Below are 25,688 nucleotides of genomic sequence, written 5' to 3' on the forward strand. Positions count from 1 at the left end.
CACGAAGACCACGCTGAGCGTGACGTACAGCACGCCGCGGCAGGCCAGGCCTATGCAGCGGTCCAGAAGGTGGAGGAAAGGCATGGAGGGTCTCCATGGGCCCGCGTAGGCAGCACGGGCGAAGTGGGCGGTTGCAGCCGCAACGCGCAGGGCCAGGCCTCACCGGGTCTGTACGGCGAAGCGGTCAGGCGTCGGGCTGCCCTTGGGCGGGCGCGAGGCTTACTGCGCCTGCGCCTGCTGAATCACGCGCTTGAAGAAGTCGCCGGAGGGGCTGGCGGCCCACTTGTCGTAGACCGGACGCGTGGCGTCCACGAAGGCCTTGCGGTCCACCGTGTCCACCTGCACGCCCTTGCCCTTGAGCTCGGCCACCAGCTTCTCGTTGGCGTCCTTGGAGAGCTTGCGCTGCAGCCTGGTCGCTTCAGCCGCGGCCTCCTTGAACACCTGCTGGTCGGCGGGGCTGAGCTTGTCCCACGAGCGCTTGCCCATCAGGAAGGGGTTGGACTCGTACTTGTGCCCGGTGAGCGAGAGGTACTTCTGCACCTCGTACAGCTTGGCCGAGGCGATGTTGGCCAGCGGGTTCTCCTGCCCGTCCACCACGCCCTGCTGCAGCGCCACGTACAGCTCGGCGAACTTGATCTGCTGTGCGTCGCCACCCAGCGCCTGGACGATGTCCACCGTCATCGCGTCCGGCGGCGTGCGCAGCTTCAGGCCCTTGACGTCGGCGGGCACCTTGATGGGCCGCTTGTTGTTGGTGATGTGGCGGATGCCGTTGTCCCAGTAGCCCAGCACCACCATGCCCTTGGCGGCCGTGCGCTTGGCCAACTCCTCGCCCACCGGGCCGTCCAGTAGCGCCCAGGCCTTTTGCATGTCGGAGAACAGGAAGGGCAGGCCAAGCGCGGCGTATTCCGGGATCACCGTGGACAGCGCGCCCTGGCTGTTGGCCGACAGGTCCAGGGTGCCCGACCGCAGCGCGGTCACCATGGCCGCGTCGTCGCCCAATTGGGCCGAGTGCGCCACCTGGATCTCGATGCGGCCATGGGTCTTGGCCTTGACGATCTCGGCGAATTTCACCGCCGCTTCGTGGCGCGGGTTACCCGGCGCGGCGCCGTGGCCCAGGGTGAGCTTGACGTTCTGGGCCAAGGCGGGCAGCGCCAGCGTGGCGGCCAGCGCGAAGCCGGCGGCAGAGAAGAGTCTGCGCTTCATGGTTTGTCTCCTGGTTGCCGTCTGTGCGGCGATTCAATGGGGCTGGAATGTAGGGCGGCGTAAGCACGCCGCTGCCGCGGGAAGCGGCGGTTCGTCTCAGTGGATGAGCATGCCGCCGTTGACGTCCAGCGTGACGCCCGTGCAGTACGCCGAAAGCTCGCTGCCGAGGAAGACGCAAGCGCCGGCGATGTCGCTGGGGTGGCCCAGCCGGCCCATGGGAATGGTCTCGGCGATCTCGGCCTTGCGCTCCTCGGTGAGCTTGCCCTTGAGGATGTCGGTGCCTATCAGGCCCGGCGTGATGCAGTTCACCCGTATGCCCTCGATGGCGAACTCGCGCGCCATGGCGCGCGCCAGGCCCAGCACGCCGGCCTTGGCCGCCGAGTAGTGCGGGCCGCCCAGGATGCCGCCGCCGCGCTGCGCGCTGACGGAGGAGATGCAGATGATGGAGCCGCTCTTTTGCGCCTGCATCGCCGGCAGCACCGCCTGCGACACCAGCAGCGTGCCGCGCAGGCTCACGTCCAGCACGGCGTCGTAGTCCGACGGGCTGATGTCCACGGTCTTGCGCGGCTGCGTGATGCCGGCGTTGTTCACCAGGATGTCGATGCGTCCGTAACGCTCCAGCACTTGGGCCACCGCGGCATCCACCGCGGCCTTGTCGGTGACGCTGGCTTGCACGCCCATGTGGTGGTCGCCCAATTGCGCCGCCGCGGCGGCCGGGTCGGCTGCCGCCAGGTCCATGACGACCACGCGCGCGCCGTGCTCGGCCATGCAGCGCGCGGTGGCGAAACCCAGCCCGTTGAGGCCGGCGCCGCCGGTGATGAGGGCAACCTTGTCTGCAAGCAGCATGTCTGTCTCCGGGGTGTGTCGTTTGCGATGGAGTGGATTGTGGAAAGCACCCTGGTTGAAGACAAACGATATGATTTCAATGAAGGTTGATGTCTCTTCATCTTTGGGTTTGTCCGGATATGCGCCCATGAGAACGTCTTTTCCGCCGCTGTCCAGCCTCATTGCCTTCGAGGCCGTGGCCCGCCGGCGCAACTTCACCGTGGCGGCCAACGAGCTGCACCTCACGCCCTCGGCCATCAGCCACCAGATCGCCAAGCTGGAGGAGTTCCTGGGCGTGCGCCTGTTCGAGCGCACGGCGCGCAACGTGGAGCTCACCGACGCGGGCGAGGACTACCTGCGGCGCATCTCCGGGGCGCTGGCGGCCATCGGCGCGGCCACCGACAACGTGCGCAAGGGCGTGCGCAACACGCTGCACGTGCATTCCACGCCCAGCTTCGCCAGCCTGTGGCTGATGCCGCGGCTCACCGACTTCGCCAAGGCCTACCCGGGCATCTCGCTGTCCATGTCTTCGTCGGTGGTGCACTCGGACTTCACCGTGGGCCAGGCGGACATCGACATCCGCTACGGCGTGCCCAACTGGCCGCACCTCACGGTGCTGCCCATCTTCGACGAGAAGATCATGCCGCTGGCCTCGCCGGACTTCATAGCGCGCCATCGCATACGCACGGCCGAGGAGCTGATGCAGGTGCCGCTGATCCAGTCCACGGTGAGCGTGGTGCAGTGGCCGGACTGGTTCGGCAGCCGCGGCCTGGCCTATGCGCCCGCCGGCTACGCCTACCGGTTCGACCGCGCCTTCATGGCCATGGACGCGGCGGTGCAGGGTTTGGGCGTGGCGCTGGAGAGCACGTCCATTGGCGAAGTGCACCTGCGCGCGGGCCGGCTGCGCCCGGTGTTCGAGGACGAGGGCTGCTTCCTGCCCGTGCAGGCGCATTTCCTGGTCTATCCCGCGCGCCACGCGCAGCGCAGCGAAGTGGTGAGCTTCGTCGACTGGGTGCGCCGCGTGGCGGGCAGCCCGGCGGCGGCCTGAGGGCCGCGCCGGGGCCGTGCCGGTGCGGGCTCAGGCCCGCGCGTCGCGGATGAGCTGCACCAGCGGCGGTAGCGTGCGGGCGAGGTCGGCGGCGTGGCGCTGCACGGCGTCGTCGCTGGCCGGCGCGCCTTCGCGCAGGCGGCTTTCCAGGGCGCGGGCGATGGCGGCCAGCTCGGTGGCGCCCAGGGTCAGCGCCACGCTCTTGAGCGAATGCGCCAGCAGCGTGGCCTCGCGCAGCTCGCCGCGCGCCAAGTGCCCGCTGAGCTTGGCGGCGTCTTGCCTGTGGTGCTCGGCGAAGAGGCGCAGCAGCGACTCGTAGCGGTCTTCCATGCCCGGCAGGTTGGACAGGCCCGCGGCCACGTCCACGCCCGGGTGCAGCGCCAGCCGCGCCAGCAGGTCGCCCTGTGCCTGCGGCGCCGCCGCGGGCGGCGTCTGCAGCGCCGCCGTGGAGGGCGGCAGCACCGTGGGCGGCGCGAGCTCGCGGGCGCCGGGCAGCCACTTCAGCAGCGTGGCGTACAGGCCTTCCGGGTCCACGGGCTTGGCCACGAAGTCGTTCATGCCCGCGGCCAGGCAGGCGGCGCGGTCGTCGTCGAAGGCGTTGGCCGTCATGGCCAGCACGGGCAGCGCGGCCAGCTCGGGGCGCCGGCGCAGCGCGCGCGTGGCCTCCAGGCCGTCCATCTCCGGCATCTGCACGTCCATGAGCACCAGGTCGTAGTGCCGGTGCTGCAACTGCTCCAGTGCGGTAAGGCCGTTCTCGGCCACGTCCACTTCCAGCCCCGCGCCGCGCAGCAGCTCCAGCGCCACCTCGCGGTTGACGGCGTTGTCCTCGGCCAGCAGCAGCCGCGCGCCGGCGTGGTGCAGCCGCAATTCGGCCTCGGCCTGCGCCATGGCCGGGGCCCCCGCGCGCAGCGGCTCGCCGCGGCTGAGCCAGGCCGTGAACCAGAAGACGCTGCCCTGCCCCGGCGTGCTGCGTGCGCCGGCCTCGCCGCCCATGAGCGCCGCCAGCCGCCGCGTGATGGCCAGTCCCAGCCCCGTGCCGCCGTGCCGGCGCGTGGTGGAGATGTCGGCCTGCTCGAACGCCTCGAACAGGCGCGGCAACTGCTCGGCCGGGATGCCCACGCCCGTGTCCTGCACCTCGAAGCGCAGCAGCCGCCGCTGCCCGTCCTCGCGCAGCAGTTGCGCGCGCAGCGTCACCTGCCCCTGTGCCGTGAACTTCACCGCGTTGCCCGCGTAGTTGAGCAGCGCCTGGCGCACGCGCGTGTCGTCGCCGCGCAGCCAGGGCGGCACGTGGTCGGCGTCTATGAGGATGCTCAGGCCCTTGGCCGCGGCGGCGTCGCCCACGATGGAGCGCACGTGGTCCAGCAGGGCGTGCGGCGAGAAGTCGCGCTCGTCCAGTTGCAGCTTGCCGGCCTCTATCTTCGAGAGGTCCAGGATGTCGTTGATGATGGACAGCAGGTGCCGCGCCGCGCCTTCTATCTTGCCCAGCCGCGCCGCCTGCTGCGGCGTGGGCGCTTCGCGGCCGAGCAGGTGCGTCAGGCCCAGGATGGCGTTCATGGGCGTGCGGATCTCGTGGCTCATGTTGGCCAGGAAGGCACTCTTGGCGCGGCTGGCCGTCTCGGCCGCGGCCAGCGCCTGGTCGAGCTGCGCCGTGCGCTGTCTGACCAGCTCCTCCAGGTGGTGGCGGTGTGCGTCCAGCTCCTGGGCCATGCGGGTCTTCTCGGTCACGTCCTCCTGCACCGAGACGTAGTGGGTGATGTTTCCGTCCTCGCCGCGCAGCGGCGTGACCACCGCGGACTCGATGTACTCGCTGCCGTCGCGCCGGCGGTTGACGAAGCTGCCCTTCCACGGCTGGCCCGCGCGCAGCGCCCGCCACAGCGCGGCAAAGCTCTCCACCGCCGTGCGCCCGGACTGCAGCAGCCGCGGATTGCGCCCAAGCACCTCGTTGCGCGCGTAGCCGCTTTGGCGGGTGAAGGCCTCGTTGACGTACTCGATGCGGCCTTCGGTGTCCGTGATGATGATGGCCTCGCTGCCCTGCTCCACCGCCTGCGCGAGCTTGCGCAACTGGGCCTGGCTTTCGCGCAGGGCCTGGTTGGCCTGCTCGGCGCGGCCGCGGGCGGCCACGGCGTCTTCCATCAGGTTGAGCGCGGCCAGGCGGGCGTTGCGCTGGTCCTCCAGCGCCTGCGCCTGCTGCTCGCGCAGCGCCTGCTCGGCCAGCACGCGCTGCGTGATGTCCTCGGTGAAGATCACCAGGCCGCCCACGCCGCCGTCGCCCTGGTACCAGGGCCGGACCGACCAGCGCACCCACTGCCGGCTGCCGTCCAGGCGCTCGAACAGGTCGGCGTCCGAGGACTGCACCTCGCCGGCCAGCGCGCGCTGGTGCACGTTCTTCCACTGCTGCGGCAGCTCGGGAAACACGTCGTAGTGCCAGCGCCCCACCAGGGGCAGCTGGCGCTGCAGCCTGTACATGTCCACCCAGGTGCGGCTCACGGCCATGTAGCGCATGCCGCGGTCGAACATGGCCATGGCCACCGGCGCATGCTCGATGAAGAGCTGCAGCCGCTGCTCGCTGGCGCGCAGCGCCAGCTCGGCCTGCTTGCGCGCCTGGATGTCCTCCACCACGGCGATGAAGCAGTCGGGGCTGCCGTCGGCCTGCCAGGTCAGCGACACGGTCAGGTTGATCCACACCGGGGCGCCGTCCTTGCGGATGTAGCGCTTTTCCATGGCGTAGGTGGTGATCTCGCGCGCGAGCATGCGGCGCACCTCGCTCAGGTCGGCGTCCAGGTCGTCGGGGTGGGTGATGTCCTGGAAGGTCAGCGCCAACATCTCCTGGTCGCTGTAGCCGACGATATCGCAGAGCTTGTGGTTCACGCGCATCCAGCGCCCGTCAGGCGCCACCAGCGCGATGCCCACCGCCGCCTGCTCGAAAGTGGCCTGGAAGCGCTGCTCGCTGGCCGAGAGGTCGAGCTCCGCCTGGCGCCGGCCCTGCGTGGCCTCTTCCAGCAGGTTGCGCACGGCGGCGATCTCGGCGATGTCGTCTGCGGCGCGGGCGCGCTGCGGCCGGGGCAGCGCCAGCGCCGCCACCGCGCGCGCCAGGCGCCGCCCGGCCAGCAGCCCGCCCAACGCGCCCATCAGCGTGGCCGCGACGATGGCGGCCACCACGCTGCCGGCGGCCCGCGCCCAACGCGCGCGATAGACGCTGCGCGGAATCTCCACCACCACCTGCCAGGGCGCCAGCGTGGGGGCCGAGCCGAAGCGCGCGGCCTCGCGCAGGTCCACGCCCGCGGGCGAGCGGCGGGCGATGGGCGTGCCCAAGCTGTCCAGCAGCGCGATGGACCAGTCCCCGGGCAACTGCACCCGGTCGAGCTGGCGCTGCAGCTCGGCCGTTTCCGTCATGGCCAGCAGCACCATGGGTGTGCCGTCGGCGCGCGGTGCGGGCACGGCGATGCCCACCAGCGGCTTGCGCAGCACGGGGCCGGTCACCACGTCGCCCACCGCGGGCGTGCCGCTGTCCAGCGCCGCCGGGGCCGCCGCCCTGCCCTTGGGCTGTGGCAGCGGCGGCAGCACCGTGCCCAGCGGCGTGCTGGTGTTGAACACCATGCGCAGCGTGCCGTCGGCCAGGATCACATGGGCGCCAAAGCTCTCGCGGAAGCCTTGCGCCGACTGGTACAGCCCTTGCCACTGCGGGGCCTCGCGCAACTGCGGCGAGCGCGCCAGCATCTGCAGCGCGGCGATGCGCGCGGCCAGCACATGGTCCACGGCGGCGGCGAAGTTGCGCGCCTGGTGGCGCGCCTCGTCCTCGCTGCGCAGCTCGACGCTGTGCACGCGGTCCCAGGCCAGCCAGGCCGACACCAGCGTCAGCGGCAGCAGGCACCACCACACCAGCCGCGCCAGGAACACGGGCAGCGTCAGCCGGCGCCCACGCGCGGCGGCGTGCGCCATCGTGGCGGCCGTGGTCATTGGGCCCCCGCCGCGGGCTGCGGCGGACCGCCGTCCTGGTCGAACGCCAGCGGATAGGGCGGCTGGCGGCCCAGCGCGCGCGACAGCGCGTTGACCTGGCGCTTGAGCTCGACCATCTCCAGCTCACGGCCGACCATGACGCGGTTGAAGCGCTCCAGCTCCTCGTTGCGCGCGGTCAGCGCCTGCTCGGCACGGCGCCGCTCGGTGACGTCCAGCGCGATGCGGCACACGTAGCGTGCCGTGCCCACCTCATCCACCACGGGAAACATGTGGCTCATGAACAGCCGCGGCTGCCCGTCCACGGGCACCGTCTCTTCCAGCATGTGGCGCTGCCGCGTGCCCAGGACGAGCGCGTCGTTGGCGCGCAGCGCGGCGGCCACGTCCGGCGGGTAGAGGTCGGCATCGGTGCGGCCGACGATGTCGCCCTCGCCCAAGCCGAGCTGGCGCTGCAGGTTGGGGTTGGCCAGCACGTAGCGGCCCTCGCGGTCCTTGAGCGAGAGGCACGAGGGGGAGTGCGTGACGATGGCGCGCAGCTTGTGCTCGCGGTCGTGCAGCGTCTCCTCCGCGCGCTTGCGCTCGGTGATGTCGCGCGAGATGCCGAAGACGCCCGCCACCGAGCCGTCGGCCCCGCGCAGCGGGCCGCGCGTGGTGAGAAAGACGCGCCGGCCCTGCACCGTGTCGATCTCCAGCTCGCTCGCGCGCGTGCGCGCGTCGGCCAGGATGGCGCGGTCCATCGACTGCAGCGCCTGCGCCTGCTCGGCGCTGAAGATCTCGTGCTCGTCATGGCCTATCGTCTGGCCGGCCTCCTTGCCCAGCCAGCGCAACGCGGCGGGGTTGCAGAAGATGAAGCGGCCTTCGCGGTCCTTGGCCGTGATGGCGTCGGAGGAGTTCTCGGCGATGACTTCCAGCAAGTGCCGGTTGGCCAGCTCGCGCTCGCGCTGCGCGAGCTGCGCCGCCGTCCAGCGCCGCAGCATCGCCAGCAGCAGCGCGGCCGTGACGGCCACGAACAGCCAGCCCTTGGCCGTGCCCACGGCCGCGCGCACGCCGCCGTCGGCAATGAGCCACTCCACGGCGCGGTCGGACAGCAAAATCCATAGCACCGAGACGCCGACGTAGGCCAGCACGAGGCGGTCGCCCCGGCGCCGGGCCTGGCGGTACTCGGCTTGCGCCTGCGGGAACTGCGAGAAGGCGGAAGGCTTCAGCAAGATGTATTTCGCGGGCGCGAGCGGGCCGCCGGGGCGGCGGCCCAGGAGCGAAGGAGGCTCAGGCGAGCGCGGCGTCGAAGGCGTGCTCCAGCCGGCTCACGGCGCCGTCCACGTCCTGCAGCTTGTCCAGGCCGAACAGGCCCACGCGGAAGGTCTTGAATTCCGGTCCCTCGCCGCACTGCAGCGGCACGCCCGCGGCGATCTGCACGCCCTGCAGCAGCAGCTTGCGCCCGCTGCTCAGCTCGGCGTCGGTGGTGTAGCTCACCACCACGCCCGGTGCCTGGAAGCCGTCGGCCGCCACGCTGGGAAAGCCGCGGCGCTCCAGCATGGCGCGCACGCCCGCGCCCAGCGCCCACTGCGCCTCGCGCAGCTTGCTGAAGCCCAGGCGCTGGGTTTCGCGCATGGCGTCAAGGGTGCGCTGCAGCGCGTCGGTGGGCAGCGTGGCGTGGTAGGCATGGCCGCCGCCCTCGTAGGTCTGCATGATCTGCAGCCACTTCTTGAGGTCGCAGGCGAAGCTGGTGGAGGTGGTGGCGCCTATGCGCTCGGCCGCGCGCTCGCCCAACATGACGAAGGCGGCGCAGGGCGAGCCGCTCCAGCCCTTTTGCGGCGCGCTGATGAGCACGTCCACCGCGCACTCGCGCATGTCCACCCACACGGCGCCGGAGGCGATGCAGTCCAGGACGAACAGGCCGCCCACGCGGCGCACCGCCTCGCCCACGGCGCGCAGGTAACCGTGCGGCAGCACCAGGCCCGCGGCCGTCTCCACGTGCGGGGCGAACACCACGGCGGGCTTGTCGCGCTCGATGGCGGCGACGACTTCCTCAAGGGGCGCCGGCGCGTAGGGCGACTGGGCACCGTCGCCCTGGCGGCGCGCCTGCAGCACCGTGGTGGCGGCGGGAATGCCGCCCATGTCCAGAAGCTGGCTCCAGCGGAAGCTGAACCAGCCGTTGCGGATGACGAGCACCTGCTGGCCGGTGGCAAATTGGCGCGCCACGGCTTCCATGCCGTAGCTGCCGCTGCCGGGGACGATGGCCACGGCCGCAGCGCCGTAGGCCTCGCGCAGGATGGCGGAGATGTCGCGCATCACGCCCTGGAAGCGGGCGGACATGTGGTTCAGGGCGCGGTCGGTATAGACGACCGAATATTCCAGCAGGCCGTCAGGGTCCACGTCGGGCAACAGGGCGGGCATGGCGGTCTCCTTCTTGTGGCTACAGGGGGTACGCGGCAGCTTAACTGATGCTTACTGGCCTGCCGGCGGCCGGGTGGACGGCATGGCGGCGTGCTTGCGGCAGCGCAAGGCTGGCGTTTGCCCAAGGCGAGCAACGGCTGCCCCATGGCGGCCCTGATTTCCCGAGGCAGGGCCATTTCCGGATGAAATGCCCACCGCCTGGGGCGATGGCACGCAAGGCGCGCTGATTCGGCACTGGAGCCATGCCGGCACGGACACCAGGGCATTCGCGGCCATTTTCCTGCTTGCCGGCAAGACGGGATTCACAGGTTCCAGGCGTGCCCGGACAACAACCGCTCACGCGGGTGTGAAACCCGCGGTGCCGGCCCGCACGCATGGCAGCGACGGGATTGGCCGTTGAATTTCCAAGCGCTGCCGGACGGACCGTGGCGCGTCGGGGTGCTGCGCGAGCCTGGTGGCGCAGTCGTCGACACACTGAAACCCCGTCGCAATCGATTGCGAGGCTGGTTGGGTCCGACGTGATCGGTATTGACGGAACAATGTTTTGCTTGCGAAGTTCGATAACCGATTCGTCAAAGGGCTGTTGAGCGCAGAGGCGGTTGATGCCGCCGCCTTGCTGCGTTCAAGCAAGAAAGGCACGATGCCGTTGGTTTTACGGCGAAATGCGCTCGCCCATGAATGAGTTCGTCGTGATGCCTTCCGGCCCTTCATTTCCCCAGTAAAAGAAGCTTCCGGCCATATATTTGCCCGACCCGCCGTTGACGTAGCCTTCGTGCATTTGGAAGGGGGCTGTTTCTCCGACCTTGTAACGTCCGAAATAGATGCGCAGGCTGGATGGGCAGTAGATGCCCACGATATTGCTGTCATCGGTGGTTTGGTCCAAGAATCCGGTGAACCGCTTGCAGCGCAGCTTGCTGGGCTCCTGGTACAGCCTCAGTCTCATCAATACGTCTCAAGAAAAGAAGCGCCATGTGCCCGATATATTGAAAGACGATGCTTCCGCCGTGGATGCCGCGGACGGGTCTGGGACTGCGGCTTGGGCGTTTGCAGATTGCATGGCGCCCTGCAGCAGCATCGTTGATGCCAATGCCACGGTGCTGGAAAGCATTTTTCCATTGAACATGACAACTCCTCGGTTTGGTTGCGAAGAATTCCCCCGTAATTAAATCTGGATGGCGCAGTCCGGTCGGGCTTGGCTCGATTTGAACTGCGCTCAATACAAGCTAGTTCCGGATTTGAAATTTTCTTTGATAAATATCAATTTTTGGATGAGGTCGTTGCGGAAATTATTGGGCGTAATACTCACGGCCAGTAGCCGGCACGTGTCGGGACAGGTTTCTGGAGTTGATAAATCGCAAAACAAGCATCGTTCGCCGGCCCACGATGTGCGTCGGACGGAGATGCTGATTTCGTCCCTGATGCAGCAACATCTTCAGGAGATTGCCATGGAATTTATGCGATCGTCTCTGACCGCTGTGGCCACGGCACTGCCTCTCATCATGTCCTGGCCGCAAAATGCGGCGGCCCAAGAGAATCCGGCTGCGGCGCCCGTGCCTCAGGTCGTTTTTCCTTCCTTTTGGCCTTGGAACATTTCCGGGACATGGGATTTTATTTCGAACAACGTTGAAGGGACGCTGACGATACAGCAGGAAAGCAATTCTTCCCGTTGTAGAAGAATCACCGGAATACTCAATGCGCTGGACGTCAATCCCATTGTGGGTGTGTATTGTCCGACCAGTCTGCGCATTATATTTACCCGCTACGTCGAGGGTGAAGGCGGTCCGGTCCAGATATATGAGGGATATGTCTCGGATTGAGGCGTGGCCATGGCCGGGACATTTACCTATACGATGAATGGTGGGCCGGTTCTCAACCCGGATGCGCCGTTCTCGGGACGCAGGCGGAAATAATCAGCTATTGGCCCAAGTCGGGTGCGCCCTGATTTTTGTTTGGCGCGCCCGCTTTCCTAGAGTGTCTGAAAGTGAGCGCGTGATGACAGATGCGTCGGCACAGTGCGGGTGGTGGCGCTGGCCGGCATGCTAGGACCAATCGAAAAACGCAAGCGCCCGATAAAAATGCAGTGAGCCGAACAATAATTTATCTGCGATCCAGATCGCCGCAAACCAGCATACGGCGACCACGAAGGAATCGGCGTGCCCGGATTTCCACAGCTTCAAGGAGTGGCGCGACCACAAAATGGGGACGCCCAAGGGATTGGGCCAGTCTATGAGCAGGTGTATCAGGCCGCCGGCGGCGAAACCAAACAGGGGTGCGCAAAACCAGTAGGTGCCCAGGCCTGCATTGGCGGCATACAGCAGGGCCACCCACCCGGGCACCCAGTGCGTGATGGTCCGGTGTGTGCACCAGCGCTTGTTCTTGCGCCAGGGAATCTGCTCCAGCCAGTCCGGAGCCGTGCCGCCGAAGTAGCCGGCGATCACGGTGGCCAGCATCCATAAATGGTAGGGACCGACCGCTCCCTGGCGAATCACCCAGGCCGCAGCCGCGATGCCCGCCGCCCAGCCCGTCAATTCATGCGCTCGTTGAGAAGCCAAAACTGAAAATTTACAACTGCAAGCCTTGCAGTTTATCACGGGCTTTTATTCGCCCGTTCCGCCCGCCCGTCTCGCCTTATGGTTGCATCGAGCGCAGCGTCTCGTGCAGCGCCTGCACGCGGTCGCGCGGCAATTTCATCAGCATTTTGGCGGGGGAAATTGCGCTGCGCACGGCATATCCCGGCTGGGCCGTGTCGCGCGGCCGCGGGTCGGGTAAGGGCATGCCTTTCGCGTTGATCACCACGGCCACTTTGGGGTGATTGGCCTGCCTGATGCCACGCGCCAGTACCAGGGCAATTTCCCGATTTTCCAGCTTCACGAAACTGCCTGGCGGATACAGACCCATGGCCTTGAGCAGCGCGGCGCCCATTCGGTCCAGCCGGCCATTGGCGCCCAAGCAAACTTCCCGCGCGGCCTGCATGGCCGTTGCCGGCGCACGGTCGGCACGCCGGCTGAGCTTGGCACCGTAAATATCCACCCGGCGCAGCAGCACGGCCACGCGCTGCCCGGGCCGGCGCTGGGCCACGGGAATTTGCTCCAGGGTTTCATCATGGTGGTGGCGCACGGCCTCGATCCACTCGGCATCCGCGACGCCGCTTTCCTCCAATATGCGGGCCCCGTCGGCGGCGTGGCGCGCTATCGATGCTTGCGTGGCGGCATCCAAGGGGCCGCTGCGTTCCTGCGCCAAGGTATTTTGCAGCCGGCGCATGGCCACATTCATGGTCAAGGCCGAGCGGTCCAGTAAATCCAGAAGGGCATCATCCCATTCCAAGTGCCGCGCCACCTCGCCTGCAATCAGCATGCAGCGCAAGGCCTGGTGGCTGCTGTATTCATCGGTGTAATACTGGCCTTCATAAATGAAGTGGAACAGCGCCTCGTCCGGTTTGAGCGTCGCTTGCCCTCGCGCTCGTGCCATCACGTAATTCAATGGCTCCAGCCAGGGCTTGTTGGCACTGGCGTCGCGCAATACTGCTTCAAGCGCGTGCGTGAGATTTTCCCATTCGTCTCCCGGCTTGGTGAAGGACTGGACGGGAACCGAAATCGGCCGGGCCCTGACGATCTTCGGCGGCATGTCGCGCTGCGACAATTCGTCCGTCGCCGTGGCCAGACGACGTCGCCACTCCTCCACGGCCTGGGATTCCGCATAAAAGCCCAGGCGTGCGTGCAGCCTGGCTTGTACTACCTGATGGTCCAGAGGCTGCTTGGCAGCCACGAGCAACTGGTGGTGCTCGTCATACAAATCAAACGGCAGCTCCGGCTGTGGCTGTAAATGCTCTGGCGATAATCGAATCAGGGTCACTGCTGAAATGAAAACTGCTTTTGCACAAAATACAGGCGCCACCCGCAAACGGTGTTGCGGCTGCCGGCCAGGCACAAGCGGATCAATGAAGTAAAGTGTACTGAGCAGTAATGGGCTTGCGAAGAGCCAAGCTGCAGATGTATTCTGCAATCAAACTCAAAAGAAGTGCATATTTCACGCAAAAGGCCATTGCGTGCCAATACTGGGCCTTTTGAATGAGGCCGTCAATGTAGGCAAAGTGGCGAGGCAGTTGCCGATTCCAGGTGTTTTTTGCCTGCTCAAACGCTAGGAGTTTTCAATGGCAATTCCAACTCGAACACCGCCCCGCCGCCGGGGCACCGGCCCGCGCTCAGTTTTCCGGCGTGCCTCTCCACGATGCCATAACTGATGGAAAGCCCAAGCCCCGTGCCCTTGCCCACGGGTTTCGTGGTGAAGAAGGGATCAAATACCCGGGATAAAACGTTCTCGGGAATCCCCGGCCCATTGTCCTGAAAATAAACCTTGACCTTGCCGCCGTTGATTTCGCTTCGAATTGCCAGGGCCGGCTTGTTTTCTGCCACGCCGGAGGCCGCGTCGTAGGCGTTTTGAATCAGGTTCATCACCACCTGCATCAATTGGCCCGTGCTGCCCAGCACCGTGCATTCGCCAGGGGCCGGTGAGAACGTGACGTGGAAATCCTGTGCCGTGCCTTTGCATACCCAGTGGATAGCGCGCTGGATGACGGCGTTCAAATCCACCGCCACGTGCTCCTCGCGGTCCACGGCCGAGAAGCGTTTGAGGCCCTGCACGATGTCCGCCGTGCGCTGCGCGCCTTCGAGCATGCCGGCAATCAGGGACGGCAAATCCGCCAGCAAGTGGTCGATGCGCAGCGAGCGCCGCAGCGACGCCAGCGTCGCCGCGTCCTCCTGCCCGTGCACGGCCTCCAGGTATTGGGAAAGCCGCTGCCCGTAGCGCTGCAGCGCGTTCACGTTGCCCAACACGAAGCTGATGGGGTTGTTCAGCTCGTGCGCCACGCCGGCCACCAGCCGCCCAAGCGACGCCAGCTTCTCGGAGTGAAGCAACTGCTGCTGCGTGCGCTTGAGCGCCTCGTGCGCCTCGCGCAGCTCGCGGTAGGCGCGCTTGATCTCGGCCATGGGCCGCCCTACCAGCACCGTGCCCACGCGCCGCCCGCTGCCGTCCACCCGCGGCGAGCAGTTGAAATCCACCGGCACGGCGCGGCCCTGCGCGTCCAGCAGCTCCACTTCCACCGTGTCCGCCACCCGCGGCAGCGCCCGCAGCTCCACGACGCCGCGCATGCGCGCCACCGCCGCCTCGCCCGCCAGCAGCGCATAGACGCTGGTGCCGTGCAGGTCGGCGTCGCTGCGGCCTATGAGCTCGCGCAGCGCGGCATTGGTCTCCTCGATGACGCCGCGGTGGTCGCAAGCCACCAGCACGTCGCTCATGGCCGACAGCAGGCTGAAGATGAACTGCTGCGACTGCTCCAGTTGCGCGTTCTTCTCCTCCAGCGCCACCTCGTCGCGCAGCAGTTGCGAATAGACCTCGTCCATCTTCTGGATGACGTCTATCCACGTGTCCTCCTCCACGCCCTCCAGCCGCGCCTCGTCGCCCAGCAGGCGGCGGCGCTGGGGGTCGTCCAGCGGGGAGGAACGGGGGGTACGGCTGCTGCTTTCGCTCATCGCTTGGAAAAACTCAGTGCACCGTGCACACCATGCACGGGTCGAAGGATCGCACCACGTGCTGCACCGCCACGGGCGTGGCCTCTCCGGGGCGCACCGGCGTGCCCGCCAGGGCCGCTTCCAGCGCACCCGGCGTGCCCGCGGCGTCGCGCGGGGAGAAGTTCCAGGAGGTGGGCGCCACGATCTGGTAGCGCGCGATGCGCCCGCGCTCCACGCGCAGCCAGTGCCCCAGGCTGCCGCGCGCGGCCTCCACCAGGCCCACGCCCACGCCGCCCTCGGGCATCTGCACCGGCTCGTGCCAGGCCTCGCCGGGGCGCAGCGCGCGCAGCCAGTCCTCCATCAGCGGCACCACGCGCGCAAGCTCCATCAGCCGCGCCAGCACCCGCGTGTACACGCTGCCGCCGCAGCGGCGCACGGCGTCCACCACCAGGGGCTGGTTGGCGGCGAGCTGCCGCGCCACGGCGCCGCACTCCACCACCTGCCCGGCCAGGCGCGGCGCCTTGTTCCAGGTGTAGGCGCCTGCTTTGTCGGCGTCCGGCAGCGTCTGGCCGTCGCGCGGGTGCAGCGCACCGCCGCGGTCGTCCAGCCAGGCATGGGTGGCGTCCTCGGTGATGGCGTCCAGGTCCAGCGGCAGCAGCGCGCGCGCCTCGGCGTCCCACACGCCGCGCGGCACGGTGAGCAGCCCGTCCGGCTGCGGGAAGGCGCCGTAGCTGAGAAAACGCCCCGGCCCCGGCCCCAGCGTGTCCAGCCCAAGCGCCTCGGCGATGCGCAGGAACAGGCCGAAGTCGCCCCGGTCCCCGGCCTCCAGCCAGGCGCGCAGCGCGGCTTCGCCGGGCAGCGCCGCCACCTCCTCCAGCGGCGCGCCGAAGAGCGTGGTTTCCAGGAACTGCCGGAACTCCCGCACCTTGGCCAGCAGCCGCAGCCGCTCCGAGGCGTCCACCGGCCGCGTCACGCCGCCCGGGTGCAGCGCGTGCGTGTGCGGCCACTTGCCGCCCAGCGTGCCCAGCAGCGTGAACCAGCGCTGGCGCGCGGCGATGGCGCGGCGCCCGTGCTCGCCCGCGTGCGCCTCGAAGCGCCGCAGCGTCTCGGCATGCCAGGGCTGGCGCGCGTACACGGCGCGGGTGAAGTCCGGCATGAAGAACAGGTAGAAGTGCGTGAGGTGGTCGGCCAGGTTCTCGGTGGCCAGCATCAGGTTGTGCGCGATCTGCCCGTTGGGCGGCGGCACCGCGCCGCTGAGCGCCGCCAGCGCCCGCGCCGCGGCCACCGACTGCGACACCGAGCAGATGCCGCACAGCCGCGGGACGATCACCAGCGCGTCCAGCGGGTCGCGCCCCGGGAGCATCTGCTCGAAGCCGCGGTACATGGGCGCGTTCACCCACGCGGCCTTCACGGCGCCCTCGCCCAGCTCCAGTTGCACCTCCAGGTCGCCCTCGACGCGGTTGAAGGGGCCGACGATCAGTCTGCTCATGCTGCGGGTCTCATTTCAGCCGCGTGCGCCGCACGGCCGGCGGCACCACGATGCGGTCGGCCACCGCGTTGTGCTTCACGCGCTTGGGCGTGGCGCTCTTGGACAGGGAGGCCAGCGCCACGAACCAGGCCTTGGGCATGTCCGTGGGCAGGCCGATGGGGATGCCCGCCACCTTGGGCGTGACGTGGAAGGGGTGGTGCGGCTCCTGGAAGCCCGGCTCCGTGCAGCTCACGCAGGCGTAGCCGCCGCGCGTGCACGAGCCCTCGCCGTTCCACAGCCGCGTGTTGCAGTCGGCATGGGCCTGCGTGCCCTTGCAGCCCATGTGTTCCATCATGCAGCCCAGGTCGCTGGGCTTCTCGGCACTGGCCTTGAACTCGTAGTACTCGTTGCGCGTGCAGCCGTGGTGGACGAGCTGGTCGGCGTAGAAGCGCGGGCGGTTGAGCGGGTCCAGCTCGGCGGCCGACAGCAGCCCCTCGGCCAGCGCCATGAGCGTGTCCAGCACCCAGCCCGGGTGCGTTGGGCAGCCCGCCACGTTGACCACCGGCAGCCCGCTGGCCGAGCGGAACTCCGCGCCCAGCAGCCCGCCCGCGTGCTCGTCCTCGTACTGCAGCCCGCAGGCCTCGGTGGGGTTGGGGTCGCCGGCCGACACCCCGCCCCAGGCCGCGCAACTGCCTATGGCCACCACGTGGCGCGCCACGCCGGCCAGGCGGCGCACCCAGGCGATCATGGGCACCTGCGTGCCGGCCAGGTGGTGAAAGCGCCCCGTGCCGTTGGGCCCGCGCAGCAGCGCCCCTTCCACGCACAGCGCATCCACGCGCACGCGGCCCTCCACGCAGTCGTCCAGCAGCTTGCGCACCTCGTGGCCGCTTTCCAGCGACAGCGAGGGGTGCCACAGCAGCTTGATGCCCGCGCCGCGCAGCATGGCGTGGAAGTCGGTCGTGTCCGCGCACAGCAGCGACATGCTGCAGCCGCCGCAGCCGCCGGACTGCAGCCACAGGACGTTGAAGGGTTCGCGGTTCATGATTTGTCCTCCAGCCCGTAGCGCAGCAGCTTGGCCCGCAGGCCCACGCGGGAGAGGCCCAGCTCCCGCGCCGCGTGTGTCTTGTTCCAGCGCAGCCGCAGCATCACCTCGCGCAGCAGCATGGCTTCCACCGCCTCCAGCCGCTGCGCCAGCGTGCCGGAGGCCGGCAGCGCCACGCCGTTGCCGCCATGGCCCTTGCCCGCCGCCGTGCTCACGCCGGCCTGGCCGTGCAGCACCTTGAGCGAGAAGTGGCGCGCGGGCACCACCTCGCCGTCGCTCAGCGCCGCGGCGCGGCGTATCTCGTTGCGCAGCTCGCGGATGTTGCCCGGCCAGGGGTAGCCCATGAGCACCGGCGTGGCATCGTCGGCAAACGACAGGCCCTGGCGGCCCAGCTCCAAGCCGACGTCGTGCAGCAGCCGCCGTGCGATGGGCGGGATGTCGGCCACGCGCTCGCGCAGCGCCGGCATGGACAGCGTCACGCCGGCGACGCGGTAGTACAGGTCTTCGCGGAAGCGCCCGGCGCGCACCTCGGCCTCCAGGTCGCGGTGCGTGGCGGCCACCACGCGCACGTCCACCGGCACCGGCGTGGCCGAGCCCACGGGCCGCACCTCGCCCTCCTGCAGCACGCGCAGCAGCTTCACCTGGAAGGCCGGCGAGGTGTCGCCTATCTCGTCCAGGAAGATCGTCCCGCCGTGCGCGCGCTGGAAGAGGCCGGGGTGGTCGTCGTAGGCGCCGGTGAAGGCGCCGCGCTTGTGGCCGAAGAGCTCGCTTTCCAGCAGCGTGTCGGCGATGGCGGCGCAGTTCTCCATGACGAAGGGCGCGGCCGCGCGCGGGCTGGCGTAGTGGATGGCGCGGGCCAGCAGCTCCTTGCCGGTGCCCGACTCGCCCAGCACCAGCACCGGCAGGTCGTAGCGCGCCATGCGCTCGGCCATGGCGCAGATGCCGTCCAGCGGGCTGCCCGGGGCGCGCTCTATGCGGTCGAAGTCGAACACCGCGCGCGCCTTGGCCAGCGCCTCGCTGCGGCGCTGGCGCAGCACGGGCGTGGCGGTGCGCATGTCCACGTCCAGCCGCTGCAGGCTGCGCTGCAGCGTGCGCGTCTCCACGGCGGCGCGCACGGTGGCCAGCAGCGCGTCCGGCACCCAGGGCTTGAGCACGTACTGGTGGATGCCCGCCTCGTTGAGGCCGGTGATGATGTCCTCGCTGTCGGTGTAGCCGCTCACGATGATGCGCACCGACTCCGGCCAGCGCTGGCGCGCCTCCTTGAGGAAGTCCACGCCGCTGAGGCCGGGCATGCGCTGGTCGCATAGGATCACGTCCACGTCGTGGCGCTCCATCTGTGCGCGGGCGTCCTCGGCGTGCGGTGCTTCGAGGATGCGGAACTCCTCGTCCAGCGTGCGCCGCATCGCCTCGCGCGAGCGCGCCTCGTCATCGACGACGAGCACCACGGGCAGCAGGTCAGGAAGGTTCATGGCGTTTTCACTGCTGGGCTGACGCAGGCGAAGCGGGGGATTTTCCCCCGGCAAGTGTTGGCGGCATGAAGGGGGCGGGCGGTGGGCAGAAATTCGTGACGGCTGCACGAAGTTGCTTGGGCGAGGTGCCAGGGTGGGTGTGAGCCTGGGCCGCCAGCCGCCAGCCGCCAGCCGCTCCGTTGCCCCACTGCTTCGTCATTCCCGCGAAGGCGGGAATCCAGGCGGTCCCCAAGTCGGCCGCAAGCTCACAGGCGGGCGTACCCAGGTGCCATCCCCGGCATTCCTGCGTGTCTCTGCGCTCCGGCGTGGGGCCGCCTGGATTCCCGCCTTCGCGGGAATGACGAACAAGGGTGCGAAGCGGCCTGGCTTACGGGATGCGAACAGCACCCTTTGCGAACGGCACCTCATGCCAACGGCACTTCCTGCCAGCGGCATCTGCGACGCCAAGCCCATCCCTCAACAAATCCGCGGCAACTGCTCCCCGCTCAACCAATCCACCACCCGGCGCCCGCCCAGCCTGGTCGCCATCTGCACGAAGCGGTGCGGGTCTTCGGTGACGGTGCCTATGCGCGCCGCCCCCACGCCGCGCGGATGCGCGCGCATCGCCGCCAGCACCGCGTCCGCCACGTCAGGCGCGCAGATGCACACCAGCTTGCCTTCGTTGGCCACGTACAGCGGGTCCAGCCCAAGCAGCTCGCAGGCCGCGTCCACCTGCGGCAGCACGGGGATGTCGGCCTCCTGCAGCAGCATGCCCACGCCGGACTGGCGCGCGATCTCGTTGAGCGTGGTCGCCAGCCCGCCGCGCGTGGGGTCGCGCAGCACGTGCAGGTCGCCCTCGCGTCCCGGCAGCGCCGCCAGCAGGGCGGCGACCAGCCCGTTGAGCGCGGCGGTGTCGGAGACGATGGCCGTCTCGAACGCCAGCGACTCGCGCTGCGACAGCACCGCCACGCCGTGCTCGCCCACCGTCCCGGACACCAGCACCACGTCCCCCGGCCGCGCGTTGGCGCCGCACGTGTCCACCCCCGGCGCCGCCACGCCCACGCCCGTGGTGGAGATGAAGACGCCGTCGCCCTTGCCCTGCTCCACCACCTTGGTGTCGCCGGTGACGATGGCCACGCCCGCCTCGCGCGCGGCCGCGCCCATGGAGTCGGCAATGCGCTTCAAGTCCGCCAGCGGAAAGCCTTCTTCCAGGATGAAGCTGGCCGTCAGGTACAGCGGCATCGCGCCGTTCATGGCCACGTCGTTCACGGTGCCGTGCACGCTCAAGCACCCGATGTCGCCGCCGGGGAAGAACAGCGGCGAGATGACGTGCGCGTCCGTGGCCACCACCAGGCGGCCGGCCGCGGGCAGCGGCAGCGCCGCGCCGTCGTGGCCCTGGCGCAGGAAGGGGTTGTCGAAGGCCGGGAGAAAAATCTCCTCGATCAGTTGCGTGGAGGCCCGCCCGCCGGCGCCATGGTTCATGTCCACGCGCCCGGTTTTCACGTTGAGCGGGCGGACGTAGTCCTTCTTGATCGTGCTCATGACGGCTTGCAGCTTGTTCTTGTGAAACGTCAGGCGGCCACGACCGGGATGTCCCGGAAGCGCCCATACGAGTAATGCGCCGCGCACGCGCCTTCGGAGGACACCATGCACGACCCCATCGGGCTCTCCGGCGTGCACACCGTGCCGAAGAGCTTGCAGTCGGTGGGCCGCTTCACGCCGCGCAGGATCTCGCCGCAGGCGCACTGCTTGTGGTCGGCCACGGCACGGTAGGTCAGGCCAAAGCGCGCCTCGGCGTCGAAGCGCTCGAAAGCCGGCTTGATCTTCAAGGCGCTCACCGGCACCTCGCCCAAGCCGCGCCACTCGAAGCTCTCGCGCAGCTCGAACACCTCGGCCACCACGGCCTGCGCCGCGGCGTTGCCCTGGCGCGTGACGGCGCGGCTGAACTCGTTTTCCACCTCGGCGCGGCCCTCGTTGACCTGGCGCATCAGCATCAGCACGGCCTGCATCACGTCCAGCGGCTCGAAGCCGGCGATCACCACGGGCTTGCGGTAGTCGCGCGCGAAACCTTCATACGGCGCCGAGCCGATGACGATGCTCACGTGCGCCGGGCCCACGAAGCCGTCCAGCGGCACGGTGCGCCAGTCCTTGACTTCCGGCGAGTTCAGGATGTGCGTGATCGCCGCGGGCGTGAGCACGTGGCAGCACAGCACGCTGAAGTTGGGCAGGTCCTCCTGGGCCGCCTGGCGTATGGCCAGCGCCGTGGGCGGCGTGGTCGTTTCGAAGCCGATGGCCAGGAACACCACCTCGCGCGCCGGGTTGGCGCGCGCCACCTGCAGCGCGTCGGCGGCGGAATAGACCATGCGGATGTCGCCGCCGCGCGCCTTGGCGCGCATGAGCGACAGCGGCTCGCCCGCGGCCGCGCCGGGCGAGGCCGGCACGCGCATGGTGTCGCCATAGGTGCAGACGATGGCGCCGCGCTCCAGCGCCAGCTGGATGGCCAGGTCGATGCGCCCAATGGGCAGCACGCATACCGGGCAGCCCGGGCCGTGGACCATGCGCACGTTGGGCGGCAGCAGCTCCGTCACGCCGTAGCGCGAGATGGCGTGCGTGTGCCCGCCGCAGAACTCCATGAAGGCGTAGCTGCGCTGCGGGTCGGCCTCGGTGGCCAGGCGGGCGGCGATCTTCTGCGCGATGGCGCCGTCGCGGAACTCGTCGATGTACTTCATGGCGGTGCGGCTCAGGCGCCGGTGGTGGAAGTGGGCGCGGCCACGGCGGCGGCGTCCGCCGCGTCCAGCGCGGCCAGCTCGCCGAACAGGGCCAGGGTGCGCTCGGCCTCCTCGGGATCGATCATCCCTATGGCGTGGCCGACGTGGACGATCACGTAGTCGCCCTCCCGGGCGTGTGGCACCAGGGCGATGGAAATGCGCTTGCGCACGCCGCCGAGGTCCACCACGGCGTCCGTGCCGCCCTCGGTCAGGCTGACCACGCGGGCCGGTAAAGCTAGGCACATGGGGAAGTCTCCGTCGGGGGTTGGCGGTGGTCGGGGTTGTCGTTGGATGAAGCTGCGGCCGCAGCGCAGGGGGCGTCCCGGGCGCCATCGCCCTGGCCCTCCTCCTCGGCCAGCCGCAGCGCGGCGGCCCAGGCCTGGCCCAGGGCCAGGCCGGCGTCGCCGCAGCTCACGAGCTGCGGGCGCAGCACGGGCAGCCGCATGGCGTCCAGCGCGAGCTGCAGCCGCGTGCTCATCGAGCGGTTGAAGAAGCAGCCGCCGCCCAGCGCCACCTGCGCGGCGCCGTGGTCGCGCGCGGCCTGCCAGGCCCAGCCGGCCATGGCGTCGGCCAGTTGCACGTGGAACAGCGCGGCGGCCTCGCCGGTCTGCCCCGCGTCGCCCAGGGCGGACACGCACTCCAGCAGCGGCAGCAGCGACAGCGTGCCGTCCGGCAGCACCTCGGTGAGCGGGATGTGGGCCAGCGTCTCCACCAGCGCGGGCTGCGTGGCCATGGTCTGCGCGGCCAGCCGCTCCAGCGCGATGGCGGCCTCGGCCTCCGCGGCCTGGCGCACCGACAGGCCCAGCAGCCCCGCCGCCGCGTCGAACCAGCGCCCGGCACTGGTGGACTCCGGGCAGTTCAGGTGCCGCGCCAGCATGGCCGCCACCATGCGCGCCGCGCCCTCGCCCACGGCCGTGCCCAGCCGCGCCGGGATGTCCGGCCCGCGCCCAAGCGCGTGCAGCACCGCGGCGGCCAGCCGCCAGGGCTCGCGCGCGGCCGCGTCGCCGCCGGGCAGCGCCAGCGGCTGCAGGTGGCCCAGGCGGCGCCATTGCGCGCCCCGCACCCACAGCAGCTCGCCGCCCCAGGGCAGGCCGTCGGTGCCCAGGCCCACGCCGTCCAGTGCCAGGCCCACCAGCGCACCGGTGATGCCCTGCTCGGCCTGCACCACGGCGATGTGCGCGTGGTGGTGCTGCACGGCCAGCGCCGGCACGCCCAGGCGCGCGGCCAGGGCCTGCGCCAGCCGCGTGCTGTGGAAGTCGGGGTGCAGGTCGTGCGCCACGGCGTCCACGGGCCCAAGCGCCAGCAGCCGCTGCACCGAGTCCTCCAGCGCCGTGCAGGCCGCCGGGTCGTCCAGGTCGCCGTGGACGGGGCTCAGCAGCACCTGCGTGCCGTCCACGCGGCAGGCGGCGTTCTTGAGCCAGGCGCCCACGGCCAGCACCCGGCGCGGCGCGGGCAGCGGCAGCCTCAGCTCGGTGTCCATGGCGGGTGCGGGGCGCGGGCTCAGCTTTGCGCGGCCGCGGCGGCCGCGGCGCGCCACTTCTGCAGCTCGCGCTCCAGGTCGGCAATGCGCTGCTGCAGCGCCAGCTCGCGCTCGGTGGGCGCCGCCACGGGGCTCGGCGCCTGGCCCGCGTGCAGCAGCCAGTGCAGCCAGGCGTCCATGCCGTCGCCGCGCGTGGCCGAGACCTGCAGCACCTCGATGGCCGGGTTCACGCGGCGCGCGTAGGCGATGCAGCGCTCCACGTCAAAGCTCACGTAGGGCAGCAGGTCCACCTTGTTGATCAGCATGAGCTGCGCCGCGGCGAACATGTCGGGGTACTTCAGCGGCTTGTCCTCGCCCTCGGTCACCGACAGCACCGCCACCTTGGCGGCCTCGCCCAGGTCCCACAGGGCCGGGCACACCAGGTTGCCCACGTTTTCTATGAGCAGCAGTTGCTGCGCGTGGTCGTGGTCGTGGTCGTGGTCGTGGTCGTGGTCATGCGCGTGAGCGTGCGCATGGCCGTGATCGTGGCCAGGGTCATGCGCGTGGTCGTGGCCGTGCGAATGGCCGTCGTGCCCATGGTCGTGATCGTGCGCGTGGCCCTGCGAGTGCCCGTGGGCATGCCCGTGCTCATGCCCATGCGCATGGCCGTGGGTGTGCAGCCTTTTGAAAGCTTCGGCCACCATCTGCGCGTCGAGGTGGCAGCCCTTGCCCGTGTTGACCTGGATGGCCGGGGCGCCGGTGGCGCGGATGCGGTCGGCGTCGAAGCTGGTCTGCTGGTCGCCCTCGATCACGGCCACCTGCAGCCGCGGCTCGCGCGCCTTGAGCAGCGCGATGGTGGCGCACAGCAGCGTGGTCTTGCCGGAGCCGGGGCTGGAGACGAGGTTGAGCGCCGTCACGCCGTGGCTCCTGAAATGCGCGCGGTTGAGCGCGGCCAGGCGGTTGTTCTCGCCCAGCACGTCGGCCTCGATCTTGATGGCCCGCTCCTGCGACATGCCGGGCACAGAGACCCGCGCCGCGCCGGCGCCGAAATGCAGGTCGCCGCGCTCGTCGGCCACGGCGGGGCTGGCCGGCTGGCCGCCGGGGGCGGCACCGTTGTCCGCGCATCCACAGACCACACACATGACGGGTTCTCCTTGTACTCAGGGGTTGGGCGATGGCGGCGCGTTCAGTCGTGCACCGTCATGTCCACCACGCGCAGCTCCGTGCCGCCCGTGGGTTGCAGTTGATGGCCGCCGCAGCCCGGGCAGGGGTCGGCGCGGGCTTCAAGCTCCACCTCCCCGCCGCAGCGCATGCACCAGGCGCGGCCCGGCGGTTCGGTGATGTCGATGCGCGCGCCTTCCAGGCAGGTGCCCGGCGCCAGCGTCTCCAGCGCGAAGCGCAGCGCCCGCACCTCCACGCCGGCAAAGCGCCCGGCCTCCAGGCGCAGCGTGGAGACGCGGCTGAAGCGCTCGCGCCGCGCGGCGTCTTCCACGATGCGCAGGATGCCCCCGGCCAGGCTGACCTCATGCATGTGCCGTCTCCTGGTCCTGCCGGCGCGCCTGCGCCTCCCAGCCCATGCACGGGTCCAGCGCCAGCACCAGCGACTGCACGGCGCGTGCGTCCTGTGCGGCGTCACGCACGTCGCGCAGCGCGCGGGCGGCGGGGCCCAGGGGGTCGAAATTCCAGTCGGTGGGCGAGACCACGCGGCAGGCGGCCACGCGGTGGGCCTCGTCCAGCGCCACGGCGTGCACCAGCAGGCCGCGGGCGGTCTCGGTCCAGGCCAGGCCGGTGCGCCCGCCCGTGTTGACGGCGCCGCAGGCGAGCAGCCCCGCGCCGGTGGCCGGGCCGTCGGGGCTGGCGAGGCGAACCAGGTCAGTCAGGCGGCTGGCGAAGAACATCCAGGCATTGTCAACCCGGGCCGCTTCCCGATCGCGCTGCCGGCACCAGGGGCCCGTGGCATATGGCACACCGCCGGCGCCCTGCAACGGTGCATCGGCAGCCAGTTGCGCGGCCAGCGCCAGGGCGCTGCCGTCCCGTGCGTGCAGCCGCAGCGCGCGGTGCGGCAGGCGCAGCGCCGAGGCCCAGGGCCACAGCCGGCGCAACAGCCGCGCCACGGGGCTGCGCGCGGTGACGGACCACTCGCGCAGCCAGGCTTCGCCGTCGCGCTCCCAGGCGGCCAGCCAGGTCGCAACGGGCATGGACAGCAAGTCCGACGCCAGCCACTGCGCCAGCGCCGCGGCCGACACCTCGCCGCCGCCCTGCCACAGCGGGCAGCGCTGCAGCACCACCGGCGTGGCCGGCGACAGGTCCACCACGGGCGGTGCATCGACCAGCAGCCGCCGCACCTGCTCCTGCGCGGTACGCCACTGCAGGGTGCGTGCGTCCGCCTCCGGCGGCGACGGCAGCTCGGTGCCGGGTGCGGCACGCGCGGCGTCGACGGCGCGGCGCGCCGTGAGCACGTGCGCGTGCCCGCACAGCGTGAACAGCGTGCCCAGCAGCGCCGGTGCGGCGTCGGCGGGCCGGCCCACGGCCAGCCGTTCGGCGCGGCGCACGCCCAGGCGCCGGATGT

22 protein-coding genes are annotated in these 25,688 nt (G+C 69.9%); 3 read left to right on the forward strand and 19 right to left on the reverse strand.

Features of this window, described 5'->3' with window-relative positions:
* Window positions 1–219: 219 nt before the first annotated feature.
* Both SM757_RS31015 and SM757_RS31020 read right to left on the reverse strand, forming a co-directional pair.
* Entirely contained in the window at window positions 220–1,203 is a 984-nt protein-coding gene (locus tag SM757_RS31015; protein ID WP_322468296.1) for a TRAP transporter substrate-binding protein, read from the reverse strand.
* A gap of 96 nt (window positions 1,204–1,299) precedes the next feature.
* The gene (locus tag SM757_RS31020; RefSeq protein ID WP_066338068.1) at window positions 1,300–2,049 is read right to left on the reverse strand and encodes an SDR family NAD(P)-dependent oxidoreductase; all 750 of its coding nucleotides are present in this window, start codon (window positions 2,047–2,049) and stop codon (window positions 1,300–1,302) included.
* A gap of 127 nt (window positions 2,050–2,176) precedes the next feature.
* Between SM757_RS31020 and SM757_RS31025 the strand changes: the two genes are divergently transcribed.
* Window positions 2,177–3,076 (forward strand): LysR substrate-binding domain-containing protein, encoded by a 900-nt coding sequence (locus SM757_RS31025; RefSeq protein ID WP_066338070.1) that lies wholly within the window; start codon window positions 2,177–2,179, stop codon window positions 3,074–3,076.
* 30 nt (window positions 3,077–3,106) lie between these two features.
* On the opposite strand, the gene SM757_RS31030 is transcribed toward SM757_RS31025, so the two are convergent.
* The 4 genes from SM757_RS31030 to SM757_RS31045 form a co-directional block, all read right to left on the reverse strand.
* Complete coding sequence (locus SM757_RS31030) at window positions 3,107–7,033, reverse strand: PAS domain S-box protein (RefSeq protein WP_322468297.1); 3,927 nt, start codon at window positions 7,031–7,033, stop codon at window positions 3,107–3,109.
* Window positions 7,030–8,238 (reverse strand): PAS domain-containing protein, encoded by a 1,209-nt coding sequence (locus SM757_RS31035; protein WP_066338073.1) that lies wholly within the window; start codon window positions 8,236–8,238, stop codon window positions 7,030–7,032. The genes SM757_RS31030 and SM757_RS31035 overlap by 4 nt, the downstream gene beginning before the upstream one ends.
* A 58-nt stretch (window positions 8,239–8,296) precedes the next feature.
* Window positions 8,297–9,427, reverse strand: a complete 1,131-nt coding sequence (locus SM757_RS31040) for an alanine--glyoxylate aminotransferase family protein (RefSeq protein ID WP_322468298.1) — start codon at window positions 9,425–9,427, stop codon at window positions 8,297–8,299.
* 652 nt (window positions 9,428–10,079) lie between these two features.
* Window positions 10,080–10,310, reverse strand: a complete 231-nt coding sequence (locus SM757_RS31045) for a hypothetical protein (protein ID WP_322468299.1) — start codon at window positions 10,308–10,310, stop codon at window positions 10,080–10,082.
* A 7-nt stretch (window positions 10,311–10,317) separates the two neighbouring features.
* Here SM757_RS31045 and SM757_RS31050 point away from each other — a divergent pair, with 7 nt between their 5' ends.
* Both SM757_RS31050 and SM757_RS31055 read left to right on the forward strand, forming a co-directional pair.
* Window positions 10,318–10,593 (forward strand): hypothetical protein, encoded by a 276-nt coding sequence (locus tag SM757_RS31050; protein WP_322468300.1) that lies wholly within the window; start codon window positions 10,318–10,320, stop codon window positions 10,591–10,593.
* A gap of 156 nt (window positions 10,594–10,749) precedes the next feature.
* Window positions 10,750–11,244, forward strand: a complete 495-nt coding sequence (locus tag SM757_RS31055) for a hypothetical protein (protein ID WP_322468301.1) — start codon at window positions 10,750–10,752, stop codon at window positions 11,242–11,244.
* Window positions 11,245–11,466: 222 nt separating this feature from the next.
* Here SM757_RS31055 and SM757_RS31060 read toward each other — a convergent pair whose 3' ends face one another.
* The 13 genes from SM757_RS31060 to SM757_RS31120 form a co-directional block, all read right to left on the reverse strand.
* Window positions 11,467–12,018 carry a metal-dependent hydrolase gene (locus SM757_RS31060; protein WP_322468302.1) on the reverse strand — a complete coding sequence of 184 codons (552 nt, stop codon included), beginning with the start codon at window positions 12,016–12,018 and terminating at the stop codon, window positions 11,467–11,469.
* Between the two features lie 37 nt (window positions 12,019–12,055).
* Window positions 12,056–13,279 (reverse strand): HD-GYP domain-containing protein, encoded by a 1,224-nt coding sequence (locus SM757_RS31065; RefSeq protein ID WP_322468303.1) that lies wholly within the window; start codon window positions 13,277–13,279, stop codon window positions 12,056–12,058.
* A gap of 278 nt (window positions 13,280–13,557) precedes the next feature.
* Window positions 13,558–14,955, reverse strand: coding sequence for a sensor histidine kinase (locus SM757_RS31070; RefSeq protein ID WP_322468304.1), 1,398 nt, complete (start codon window positions 14,953–14,955; stop codon window positions 13,558–13,560).
* A gap of 13 nt (window positions 14,956–14,968) precedes the next feature.
* Window positions 14,969–16,423, reverse strand: a complete 1,455-nt coding sequence (locus SM757_RS31075) for a nickel-dependent hydrogenase large subunit (RefSeq protein ID WP_066338088.1) — start codon at window positions 16,421–16,423, stop codon at window positions 14,969–14,971.
* Between the two features lie 10 nt (window positions 16,424–16,433).
* Window positions 16,434–17,444: an NADH-quinone oxidoreductase subunit B family protein gene (locus tag SM757_RS31080; protein WP_066338091.1), complete on the reverse strand. Its 1,011-nt coding sequence runs from the start codon at window positions 17,442–17,444 to the stop codon at window positions 16,434–16,436.
* On the reverse strand, window positions 17,441–18,913 hold the full coding sequence (locus SM757_RS31085) for a sigma-54-dependent transcriptional regulator (RefSeq protein ID WP_322468305.1): 1,473 nt from the start codon (window positions 18,911–18,913) through the stop codon (window positions 17,441–17,443). The genes SM757_RS31080 and SM757_RS31085 overlap by 4 nt, the downstream gene beginning before the upstream one ends.
* A gap of 456 nt (window positions 18,914–19,369) precedes the next feature.
* The gene (gene hypE, locus SM757_RS31090; RefSeq protein WP_322468306.1) at window positions 19,370–20,434 is read right to left on the reverse strand and encodes a hydrogenase expression/formation protein HypE; all 1,065 of its coding nucleotides are present in this window, start codon (window positions 20,432–20,434) and stop codon (window positions 19,370–19,372) included.
* Window positions 20,435–20,463: 29 nt separating this feature from the next.
* A complete protein-coding gene (gene hypD, locus SM757_RS31095) occupies window positions 20,464–21,621 on the reverse strand; it encodes a hydrogenase formation protein HypD (RefSeq protein WP_322468307.1) in 1,158 nt (385 codons plus the stop codon).
* Window positions 21,622–21,632: 11 nt separating this feature from the next.
* The gene (locus SM757_RS31100; RefSeq protein WP_322468308.1) at window positions 21,633–21,905 is read right to left on the reverse strand and encodes a HypC/HybG/HupF family hydrogenase formation chaperone; all 273 of its coding nucleotides are present in this window, start codon (window positions 21,903–21,905) and stop codon (window positions 21,633–21,635) included.
* Window positions 21,896–23,140, reverse strand: coding sequence for a Kae1-like domain-containing protein (locus tag SM757_RS31105; protein ID WP_322468309.1), 1,245 nt, complete (start codon window positions 23,138–23,140; stop codon window positions 21,896–21,898). The genes SM757_RS31100 and SM757_RS31105 overlap by 10 nt, the downstream gene beginning before the upstream one ends.
* Window positions 23,141–23,160: 20 nt before the next feature.
* On the reverse strand, window positions 23,161–24,261 hold the full coding sequence (gene hypB / locus SM757_RS31110; protein WP_322468310.1) for a hydrogenase nickel incorporation protein HypB: 1,101 nt from the start codon (window positions 24,259–24,261) through the stop codon (window positions 23,161–23,163).
* 44 nt (window positions 24,262–24,305) lie between these two features.
* Window positions 24,306–24,650 carry a hydrogenase maturation nickel metallochaperone HypA gene (gene hypA, locus SM757_RS31115; protein ID WP_066338102.1) on the reverse strand — a complete coding sequence of 115 codons (345 nt, stop codon included), beginning with the start codon at window positions 24,648–24,650 and terminating at the stop codon, window positions 24,306–24,308.
* The coding region (locus tag SM757_RS31120; protein WP_322468311.1) for a hypothetical protein at window positions 24,643–25,688 on the reverse strand (1,046 nt) is incomplete at its 5' end. The genes hypA and SM757_RS31120, both read right to left, overlap by 8 nt.

Source organism: Azohydromonas lata (genome assembly GCF_034427735.1).
GTDB lineage: Bacteria > Pseudomonadota > Gammaproteobacteria > Burkholderiales > Burkholderiaceae_C > Azohydromonas > Azohydromonas lata.

Excerpts from the sequence above, each read along its gene's own strand:
- SM757_RS31030 (WP_322468297.1), bottom strand. The coding sequence starts at position 7,033 with ATGACCACGGCCGCCACGATGGCGCACGCCGCCGCGCGTGGGCGCCGG.
- SM757_RS31015 (WP_322468296.1), bottom strand. The coding sequence starts at position 1,203 with ATGAAGCGCAGACTCTTCTCTGCCGCCGGCTTCGCGCTGGCCGCCACG.
- SM757_RS31100 (WP_322468308.1), bottom strand. The coding sequence starts at position 21,905 with ATGTGCCTAGCTTTACCGGCCCGCGTGGTCAGCCTGACCGAGGGCGGC.
- hypE (WP_322468306.1), bottom strand. The coding sequence starts at position 20,434 with ATGAGCACGATCAAGAAGGACTACGTCCGCCCGCTCAACGTGAAAACC.
- hypA (WP_066338102.1), bottom strand. The coding sequence starts at position 24,650 with ATGCATGAGGTCAGCCTGGCCGGGGGCATCCTGCGCATCGTGGAAGAC.
- SM757_RS31025 (WP_066338070.1), top strand. The coding sequence starts at position 2,177 with ATGAGAACGTCTTTTCCGCCGCTGTCCAGCCTCATTGCCTTCGAGGCC.
- hypB (WP_322468310.1), bottom strand. The coding sequence starts at position 24,261 with ATGTGTGTGGTCTGTGGATGCGCGGACAACGGTGCCGCCCCCGGCGGC.
- SM757_RS31020 (WP_066338068.1), bottom strand. The coding sequence starts at position 2,049 with ATGCTGCTTGCAGACAAGGTTGCCCTCATCACCGGCGGCGCCGGCCTC.
- SM757_RS31075 (WP_066338088.1), bottom strand. The coding sequence starts at position 16,423 with ATGAGCAGACTGATCGTCGGCCCCTTCAACCGCGTCGAGGGCGACCTG.
- SM757_RS31040 (WP_322468298.1), bottom strand. The coding sequence starts at position 9,427 with ATGCCCGCCCTGTTGCCCGACGTGGACCCTGACGGCCTGCTGGAATAT.
- hypD (WP_322468307.1), bottom strand. The coding sequence starts at position 21,621 with ATGAAGTACATCGACGAGTTCCGCGACGGCGCCATCGCGCAGAAGATC.
- SM757_RS31105 (WP_322468309.1), bottom strand. The coding sequence starts at position 23,140 with ATGGACACCGAGCTGAGGCTGCCGCTGCCCGCGCCGCGCCGGGTGCTG.
- SM757_RS31085 (WP_322468305.1), bottom strand. The coding sequence starts at position 18,913 with ATGAACCTTCCTGACCTGCTGCCCGTGGTGCTCGTCGTCGATGACGAG.
- SM757_RS31080 (WP_066338091.1), bottom strand. The coding sequence starts at position 17,444 with ATGAACCGCGAACCCTTCAACGTCCTGTGGCTGCAGTCCGGCGGCTGC.
- SM757_RS31070 (WP_322468304.1), bottom strand. The coding sequence starts at position 14,955 with ATGAGCGAAAGCAGCAGCCGTACCCCCCGTTCCTCCCCGCTGGACGAC.